The following is an 8,438-nucleotide window of genomic DNA, read 5'->3' as shown; positions in this document are numbered from 1 at the left end:
GGCCGGACAGGGTCAGCGAGACGCGCCACGGCACCTTCGGAAAAATATCCGGCTCGTGCGCAAGCAGGATGATGGGCGATGCGTCGCTGACCTTGGCCAACGTGCCGTCGAGATCGTCCAGCCCGGTAAAGCCGGGGCGGTCCCTGGTCGGCAGCAGAGCGAGCTGGTCGGCGAGCCCGGCAATCCACACACCATGCCCATCCTTTTCCAGGCGCACGACATCGTTCTCCAGCACCGGAATGCCGACTTTCTCCAGGGCCTTGCCCGCTACGGTCGGGCCGGCCCCGGCGCGCTGCGCGAAGCCATCTGCCCACCAGTCATGGTTGCCGAGAATCGAGAGCACGCCGAGCGGTGCCTTGAGGTCCGAGAGGGCGGAGGCCCATTGCGACGGCGTCACCGGGCCGGTCACCAACGGCATGCCGGCGATATAATCGCCGAGCAGGACGATCACGTCCGGCTGCAGGGCATTCGCGTCTTCGACAAGTGAGGCGATCCGCTCCGGCGTCATCCATGGCCGGCAGGCATGGATATCGGCAAGCGCGACGATGCGCAGCTTCAGGCCATCAGGCCAATGCGGCGGCGTTAGCGCATAGCGTTTCACATGCGTCAGCAGCATCGGCTCTATGCCGGCCGCATAGGCGCTGAGCGCGGCAACCGACAGAATCGACCCGCCGATGAAGCGCAGGAACCCGCGTCTGGTGATCATTGCGTGGCTCCGGCAAACCATCGGAGCGAGATTGCCCCGGGATGGCACCGCCACCAGAGCCGACGAATGCGCCGGCAAACCGGCGAAGCCGAGGATATTTTGCGCAGGCCGCTCACAGATCCTTTGTCGGCCCGGAACCTGCGCCTGATCGGCCTGAGCGCTATTCTTCCTGGAACAGGTTGATCTGCTGTTGCGCCAGATCCTTCGGCGCGTCGAGGCCGAGATGCCGCCAGGCATTGGCCGTCAGCATGCGGCCGCGCGGCGTGCGCTGGATGAAACCCTGCTGGATCAGATAAGGCTCGATGATGTCCTCGATGGCATCGCGCGGTTCGGACAGGCCTGCGGCGATCGTCTCGATGCCGACCGGCCCGCCGCCGAAATTGCGCGCGATCATGCTGAGGTACCGGCGGTCGAGCGAGTCGAGGCCGAGCGCATCGACTTCCAGCCGGGTCAACGCTTCGTCGGCGATCTTGCGGTCGACATGGCCATCGCCGGCCACCGAGGCGAAATCGCGCACACGGCGCAACAACCGGCCGGCGATGCGTGGCGTGCCCCGCGCGCGCCGCGCGATCTCCAGCGCGCCGTCGTTGCCGAGCGGCATTTGCAGGATACGCGCGCCACGCCGCACGATCTGCTCCAGCTCCTCGACCGTGTAGAAATTGAGCCGTACCGGAATGCCGAAACGGTCGCGCAGCGGATTGGTCAGCAGGCCAAGCCGCGTGGTGGCGGCGACGAGCGTGAAGCGGGCGAGGTCGATCTTGACCGAGCGCGCCGCCGGGCCTTCCCCGATGATCAGGTCGAGCTGAAAATCCTCCATCGCCGGATAAAGGATCTCCTCCACCGCCGGGCTCAGCCGATGGATCTCGTCGATGAACAGCACGTCGCCTTCCTCGAGATTGGTCAGCAGCGCGGCAAGATCGCCGGCCTTGGCGATGACCGGGCCGGAGGTCGAGCGGAAATTGACGCCGAGCTCGCGCGCCATGATCTGCGCCAGCGTCGTCTTGCCGAGACCAGGCGGCCCGACGAACAGCACGTGGTCGAGCGCCTCGCTGCGGCTCTTGGCAGCCTCGATGAACACTTTGAGATTGGCCCGCGCCGCCGCCTGGCCGACGAAATCGTCGAGCGTCTGCGGCCGCAAGGTCTGCTCGGCATCCTCGCCGCGTTTTTCCGGGGCAATCAAGCGGGGCGACAGGCTCATGCCGCCTTCCTTGCACACGGCAAGGGGCTGAACAAGCGGCGGCTCACCGCGCAAGTTCCTTCAGCCCGAAGCGAATCAGCTTCGGCGCATCGGCATCCTCGCCCGCCGTCTTCAGCGCCGCCGCCACCGCATTGGCGGCCGTGTCGCGCGAATAGCCGAGATTGACCAGCGCCGAGACCGCGTCGGTGATCGGCGCGGATGCCACGCCGTCGCCGAGCTCCTGTTTCAGGCCGATGGTGCCCGAAGCGGTTCCGGCATAGGCCGGCGCCTTGTTCTTCAGTTCGGTGACGATGCGCTCGGCCACCTTCTTGCCGACGCCGGGTGCGCGAGAAACCATGGCGATGTCGCGCAGCGCGATCGCATTGGCGAGGTCGGCCGGCGCCAGCGTCGACAGGATGGCCAGCGCCACCTTGGCGCCGACGCCGGGAACATTGTTCATCAGCAGCCGGAACCACTCGCGTTCCAGCACTGACTGGAAGCCGTAGAGCCGCAGCATGTCCTCGCGGACATAGGTCTCGATGAACAGCACCACCGCTTCGCCGGGCGAAGGCAGCGCCGCCAGCGTGCGCGCTGAACAATAGGCGACGTAGCCGACGCCATGGATATCGACGAGGCAATGATCCTCGTCGACCTCGTCCAGCGTGCCCTTGAGCTTGCCGATCATTGGACGCAATCCCCGTTAGGGATGAGTATCGGGCGTGATGAGCTCGACATCTGGAAAGTACTTTCTGAAACCTGCGGGATCGCGAGTAAGAATGGGATAGCCTCGGATGGCAGCGTGAGCCCCAATCAAGAAGTCGGGCATCACCTTCTCTCGAGGTCCGCCCAACCGCCGATAGACCGAGAACGCTCTCGACGCAGCAAAGGCCGCCTCGAACGGGAGACTTTCGCGCCGGAACTCGTCTTCAGGCAAGGCATCATCGACATCGTCTATCGCCTCATAGCGCATCGAAAACTCGGCGTAGATAATCTGATTGATGACCAGGCTGCCTTGCTCGAGGGCAGACACCATTTTGGACCACGACCACTTTGACCAGACGGGATCGCGAACGGCGATATCGACAAGCACGTTGGTGTCGACAAGCGTCGCCAAGATTAGCGATCCCGGGTCAAAGCCATGACGGCATCGGCATTCATTGTCTGATCGCCGCTGCCCTCAAGCCGATCGAGCGCAGCAAGAAAACGATCGAGTCTTTCGCGGTCGGCCAACCGCCCCTTGTCATGCTTCGGCGTGATCGTGATCTTGCCGCCCTCGATGCCGAAGATGACTTCGCTGTTGGCGCCAATCCCAAATGTCTCCCGCAGATCCCGTGGGATTGTCACTTGACCTTTGCTCGTCACACGCATGAAACACCCCTTTCTTACAAGTAAGGATTATTCCAACCCGGTGAACAAGTCAAGAACATCTCTATCCAGCGAGTGCCATCCGGTAGGCCACGCTTTGCCGGTGATGCGCGTGGCAGATGGCGATGGCGAGCGCGTCGGCGGCATGCTCGGTATCGAAAATGGCTTTCGGCAACAGCACCTTCACCATCATGTGGATCTGCTTCTTGTCGCCATGGCCGACGCCGATCACCGCTTTCTTGACTGCGTTAGGCGCATATTCGGCAACGACGAGGCCGGCACGCGCCGGCACCAGCATGGCGATGCCGCGTGCCTGACCGAGCTTCAGCGTTGCCACCGCGTCCTTGTTGACGAAGGTCTGTTCGACCGCCGCTTCGTGCGGCATGGCGGCATGCAGGACTTCGGCAAGCCTGTCATGCAGCTGGCACAGCCGCGTTGCCAGCGCGGCCTTATCGTCTGATTTCACAGTGCCGGAAGCAATGAAGCGCAGCGAATTGCCGAGGCTTTCGACGATGCCCCAGCCGGTGCGCCGAAGCCCGGGATCGATACCGATGATGCGAATCGCTTCCGCCATTTGCCGAGTTTACCTCCGGCGGACAGCGATGCCAGCGAAATGTGAACAAACCGGAAACAGAAGGCGGACCGCGGTCTAACCCCGAGCGAAAGCCGTGTTGAGCAGGCTGATCTGGTCGGAAACCGGGTTGGGGCGGCGAGCCATCGGTTGCATGTCGACCATGGCGCCGGAGCCATAGATCTCGTCGTCCATGCGGCGCACCAACGCTTGCAGGCGCAGCGAGCGGGTGACGAGGTCGAGGAAATCCTCGGGCAGTTCGGCCCAACCGGCGGCTTCGTCATGGGCGGAAGCGGTGTCGAGGCGCACCTTGGACTTTTCCGATGCCACCTGGTCACGGGTCATCTCGCCGGAATTGGCGGCGCGCTGCAAAAGCAGCCAGGAGGCAACCTGCATCAGCCTGGTGGTCAGCCGCATCGATTCGGCCGCGTAGAGCGTGGCGGCCAGCCGCGACAGCTTCTTCGCCTCGGCCCGGCCCTTGCCGTCGAGATATTCGGCGGCCTGTTCGACCAGACCCATGCCTTCCTGGTAAAGCGGCTTGAAGGATTGCGAGAAAACCCGGCGTTCCGCCAGCTTGACGGTTTTCGCACTGCCCTTCGAAGGCTCGTTCATTGATACGCCCCTGCACTTGCAACCGGCCGATTCGGCTCCCTGCCGATACACCCGGAACCCTATCTGACTGAAGCTTGAAAATGCGCTTCGTCACCGGTGAAGGCAAGCACATGTTTAACAGAAGGTTAACGGCACCCCTGTCGGGCGGCCCCGCTGGGGTGCGGACAAAAAAGAGAAATCGAGACAAAAAAAGAGCCGCGGATAAGGCGGCTCTCAGGAGTTTAACAGGGAGGCGTCAAACAAAGTGGCTCCAACCACTCGGTAAGAATCCAGATCACTGGATGGACATAGTAAACACCTGTAAAGCTTAATGAAGCCTTAACGGTGCGGATGTTTTTTGACCGAACGCCGCCATACTGTGCCGTAACAGCACAGCATCTCCTGCGTCAGGCTCGGTCAAGCGGTCTTCCAGACCGCCGGCAAGGCGATGAAGGCGAACAGCAGCATGGCTGCGTAGAAGCCCATCGAGGAGGCCGCCACCAGCGGTTCGATCGCGGCATTGCCGGCAAGCAGGAAATAGAGGCCGATCAGCAGGCCGATGCCGCTGACCGCCGTCAGCCAGAAATGAACTGTGGCGAGCGTCTTCTGCCCGATTGCCGGAAACAAATGGTAGAAGAAGGCGAAGACCGCCGACATCAGCCATCCGGCCACCATCGTGTGGGCGTGGGTCGGCATCTGGCCGTGATCCTGGCTGATCGCCATGTACAGGCCGAGCGCCATGCCGCACAGCGAATAGATGATGGCCAGCGTGAAGAAATTCCGTGCTATCCCTTGCATAATGGTCCCCCGAATTGCCTTTTCCCGCTTGCGGGAATGGGTTGATCGTCAGGCGATTGTTGTCGCCACCGGGCTCCCGGCATTGGCGCACTAATATCGGCAGCGTATCCAGACGATGTCGCGCCAACCCCCTCCCGACGATTCGTACATTAGCAGAAAATCAGATAATGCGTTCACAATCTGCGACCTCGCGCGTTGGCCGTAAGCTGAAACAGAGCCGGATTTTTCGCGACATCGTTCCGAAACAGGCGCCACGCTAAACGCCCGCTCCTCTGACGGCCGGCGCAAATCGGCGCCGCCGCAAACCTGACCGGACACTGCAGGAGCAACCCATGGACTGGTACTCGATCGTCAAATTCCTCCACGTCACTACCGCCATTCTGTGGGTCGACGGCGGCTTCGTACTGTTCCTGCTGGGCATGCTTGCCGAGCGCGCGGGCAACATCGAGGAAAAGCTGCAGGCAATGCGCGCCAGCGGTCAGCTGGGCGGCAGGTTCTTTGCGCCGATGTCGATGCTGACGCTGATCTTCGGCCTCATCATGTGCTGGTTCTGGGTCGGCTTCTCCGATTTGTGGGTACTCATCGGCCTGGCGGGATACGCCACGACCTTTTCGATCGGCATGTTCATCTTCAAGCCGACCGGGGAGCGCATGGGCGCAATGATCGCCAAAGAGGGCGTCACGCCAGAGGTTCTTGCCATCGGCCAGCGCATGATGAGCGCGGCACGTTTCGACTATGCGGTGATGCTGGTGATCATTGCGGACATGGTGCTCAAACCGACCGTGCATGACATCGGCATCCTTGCCGGCATGGTGCTGGTCGTTATGGTCGGCGCGACACTGGCTTTTGGCGGCAACCGTCGTCTGGTGCCAAGCGCCGCCTGACCCCTAATGACGGGGCGGCTGCGCGGCGGCCTTTCTACATCAGGCCGACAATGCCATCCCACAGCAGCTTCAGCGCCACGACCGCGACGGTTGCGTAGGTAAAGGGATAGAAGGTTTCCGGCCGCATGCGGCGCACCAGCCACGCTCCGGCGATGGTCGACAGCGGCGCCAGCGGCATCAGCACCGCCGATGCCGTCAGATTGGCGGTGTCGAACTGGCCGAGCGCGAAATAGGGCACCAGCTTCAGCGCGTTGGTGGCGGCAAAGAAGATCGCTGCGGTGCCCGACAGAACTTTCGGATCGAGACGGATCGGCAAGGCATAGACCTGGAAGGGCGGACCGCCGACATGGGGAACGAAGCTGGTGAAGCCGGCGACCGTGCCCCACACGGCGGCGGCCACGCGGTTGGGCGCGGCCGCGTGATCGGCGCCGTGGCGGAACTGCAGATAGAGCCAGCGCAGGACGAAGATGATGGCGACGGCGCCAACGATCAGCCGCACCGCCTCTTCGGTCACCAGTGCCGCCGTAAGCCAGCCAAGGCCGATGCCGATGACGGCGCCCGGCATCATGTCGACCAGCATCTTGCGGTCGTAAACGCCCCACCACGTCCACACCGAGACGATGTCCATCAGGCACAGGATCGGCAGCAGGATGGCCGCCGCCTGCACCGGCGGCATGGTCAGCGCCATCAGCGGCACGCCGACGAAACCGACGGCACCGCCAAAGCCGCCCTTCGACAGGCCGACCAGAATGACCGCCGGAATGGCGGCCGCATAGAACCACGGATCGAGAAGCAGGCCTGACATGGGAGGGGACTGGTCCGGAGGGAAAGCGTGTCGACGCTTGAATAGCCCAGAATGTCGGGCGGAGCGACAGCAAATATGAGCGTGGCGGCTGCACATGCGGGCCGACGCAGGCCTGTGCCTACCGACGCGCCGAGACCAGCAGGAACATCGGCCGCTCGAGCTCTTCCGCCAGTTCGGGTTTGGCCGCGATCTGCTCTGATGTCGGACGGAACTCCTCGACATGCGCGATGGTGAAGCCGGCCTGCAGGAGAGCGTTGAGCGTGGTGCCGATCGTGCGGTGATGTTTCACGACGCCCTTGGCCAGCCAGTCCGTGCTGCGCGGTCCTTCCACCAGATACTGGTCGACAGGCCACGTCTTTCGGCCTTCGCTATCGATCACCCAGCCGGGTTTGGTCGGCGCCATGAAGATCGGATGTTCCGTCGAAAAGACGAAATGCCCGCCAGGCGCCAGGGCCCGATGCACGGTCCCGAACAGACGCGACACATCCTCGACATAGTGCAAGGCGAGCGAACTGTAGACGAGATCGAAGCTGGCTTCCGGCAGGCTGAGCCGATCGAGATCGGCCGTCTCATAGCTTATCCCTGCATCCGGGCCGGCGGCCCTTGCTCGGGCAAGCATCTTCTCCGACAGGTCCAGGCCAAGCACCTGCGCCGCCCCATGCTCGCGTGCCCAGCGGCAGAACCAGCCGAAGCCGCAGCCGAGATCGACGACCCTCAAGCCGCCGACATCGGGCAGCATCGCGCGCATTGCCGGCCACTCGGCGGCACCCTCCAGCCCTTCGACCGAACGGCCGAGTTGGCTGTAGCCTGCGAAGAAATCCTCACGGTCGTATATGTTCTGCGCCATGACAGTCTCGGTCTCATTTGGTCGGCACACTAACCAAGCGGCCACCGGCTTTCCACCCGGCTCGATCAGGAGGCATGCAAGACCTTTGCCCTATCCCGAGAAGCAGCCGCGTCGAGCGGTGGCGGCCGCCGCCGGATCGGCTGCGCCTTGATGATGGCGGTGCTTGTCTCCGCCTTGTCGGCGATACGGTCGAGAATCCCGTCGAGATCGCCGATCGAGCGTACGAACAGCCGGGCGACGAAGCAGTCATCGCCCGTTACCTTGTCGCATTCGCCGAATTCGGGGATGTCCTCGATCAGCTTCTGAACGATGTGCAGCTTGCCCGGCAGAGGCCGGATGCGCACGATCGCCTGCAAGGTATAGCCGAGCGCGAGCGGATCGATCTCGACGGTGAACGCCCGGATGACGCCGCGCTCCTCGAGTCGTCGCAGCCGCTCCGAAACGCTTGGCGACGACAGCCCGACCTGGGCGGCCAGCTCCTTCAGCGAGGTCCGCGCATCCTTGATCAGGATTTCAAGGAGATTTCGGTCGAGATCGTCCAGCATCTTTTTCCTTTTCCCGACAGCTTGGAGCTTTCTCCTAATATAATTAGGCCAATAGGCCATACACCCTTTCCAATCTGATGGAAAGCTTCGCGACCGCATGAGATTATGGCGGCTCAACCGATAAGGAGGTTTGTTGTGAACGAGACAGT

The 8,438-nt window shown here is 62.8% G+C and carries 12 protein-coding genes; 1 reads left to right on the top strand and 11 read right to left on the bottom strand.

Features of this window, described 5'->3' with window-relative positions; translation table 11 throughout:
* The 8 genes from EN969_RS07645 to EN969_RS07610 form a co-directional block, all read right to left on the bottom strand.
* The coding region (locus tag EN969_RS07645) for a metallophosphoesterase (protein WP_164758172.1) at positions 1 to 706 on the bottom strand (706 nt) is incomplete at its 3' end.
* A gap of 160 nt (positions 707 to 866) precedes the next feature.
* On the bottom strand, positions 867 to 1,904 hold the full coding sequence (gene ruvB, locus EN969_RS07640; RefSeq protein ID WP_063170357.1) for a Holliday junction branch migration DNA helicase RuvB: 1,038 nt from the start codon (positions 1,902 to 1,904) through the stop codon (positions 867 to 869).
* Positions 1,905 to 1,947: 43 nt separating this feature from the next.
* Positions 1,948 to 2,568 carry a Holliday junction branch migration protein RuvA gene (gene ruvA, locus EN969_RS07635; protein WP_013529140.1) on the bottom strand — a complete coding sequence of 207 codons (621 nt, stop codon included), beginning with the start codon at positions 2,566 to 2,568 and terminating at the stop codon, positions 1,948 to 1,950.
* 15 nt (positions 2,569 to 2,583) lie between these two features.
* Positions 2,584 to 2,997 (bottom strand): type II toxin-antitoxin system VapC family toxin, encoded by a 414-nt coding sequence (locus tag EN969_RS07630; RefSeq protein WP_013529139.1) that lies wholly within the window; start codon positions 2,995 to 2,997, stop codon positions 2,584 to 2,586.
* A 2-nt stretch (positions 2,998 to 2,999) separates the two neighbouring features.
* On the bottom strand, positions 3,000 to 3,251 hold the full coding sequence (locus EN969_RS07625; RefSeq protein ID WP_013529138.1) for an AbrB/MazE/SpoVT family DNA-binding domain-containing protein: 252 nt from the start codon (positions 3,249 to 3,251) through the stop codon (positions 3,000 to 3,002).
* A 61-nt stretch (positions 3,252 to 3,312) separates the two neighbouring features.
* Complete coding sequence (gene ruvC, locus EN969_RS07620) at positions 3,313 to 3,822, bottom strand: crossover junction endodeoxyribonuclease RuvC (protein ID WP_063169200.1); 510 nt, start codon at positions 3,820 to 3,822, stop codon at positions 3,313 to 3,315.
* Between the two features lie 75 nt (positions 3,823 to 3,897).
* A complete protein-coding gene (locus EN969_RS07615; protein ID WP_013529136.1) occupies positions 3,898 to 4,431 on the bottom strand; it encodes a DUF1465 family protein in 534 nt (177 codons plus the stop codon).
* Positions 4,432 to 4,827: 396 nt separating this feature from the next.
* Entirely contained in the window at positions 4,828 to 5,208 is a 381-nt protein-coding gene (locus EN969_RS07610) for a hypothetical protein (protein ID WP_013529135.1), read from the bottom strand.
* A gap of 332 nt (positions 5,209 to 5,540) precedes the next feature.
* Here EN969_RS07610 and EN969_RS07605 point away from each other — a divergent pair, with 332 nt between their 5' ends.
* Positions 5,541 to 6,092, top strand: coding sequence for a hypothetical protein (locus EN969_RS07605; protein ID WP_063169201.1), 552 nt, complete (start codon positions 5,541 to 5,543; stop codon positions 6,090 to 6,092).
* A gap of 34 nt (positions 6,093 to 6,126) precedes the next feature.
* Here the strand turns inward: EN969_RS07605 and EN969_RS07600 are convergent, their stop codons facing one another.
* The 3 genes from EN969_RS07600 to EN969_RS07590 all read right to left on the bottom strand — a co-directional run bounded on the left by EN969_RS07600 (position 6,127) and on the right by EN969_RS07590 (position 8,289).
* Positions 6,127 to 6,897 (bottom strand): sulfite exporter TauE/SafE family protein, encoded by a 771-nt coding sequence (locus tag EN969_RS07600; protein ID WP_127419055.1) that lies wholly within the window; start codon positions 6,895 to 6,897, stop codon positions 6,127 to 6,129.
* Positions 6,898 to 7,015: 118 nt separating this feature from the next.
* On the bottom strand, positions 7,016 to 7,744 hold the full coding sequence (locus tag EN969_RS07595) for a class I SAM-dependent methyltransferase (RefSeq protein ID WP_024502917.1): 729 nt from the start codon (positions 7,742 to 7,744) through the stop codon (positions 7,016 to 7,018).
* Positions 7,745 to 7,809: 65 nt separating this feature from the next.
* Entirely contained in the window at positions 7,810 to 8,289 is a 480-nt protein-coding gene (locus tag EN969_RS07590) for an Lrp/AsnC family transcriptional regulator (protein ID WP_063169202.1), read from the bottom strand.
* Positions 8,290 to 8,438: the final 149 nt, after the last annotated feature.

This window comes from Mesorhizobium sp. M7A.F.Ca.CA.003.01.2.1 (genome assembly GCF_003998945.1).
Taxonomy (GTDB): Bacteria; Pseudomonadota; Alphaproteobacteria; order Rhizobiales; family Rhizobiaceae; genus Mesorhizobium; species Mesorhizobium ciceri.
This window is presented reverse-complemented; position numbering and strand designations above follow the sequence as displayed.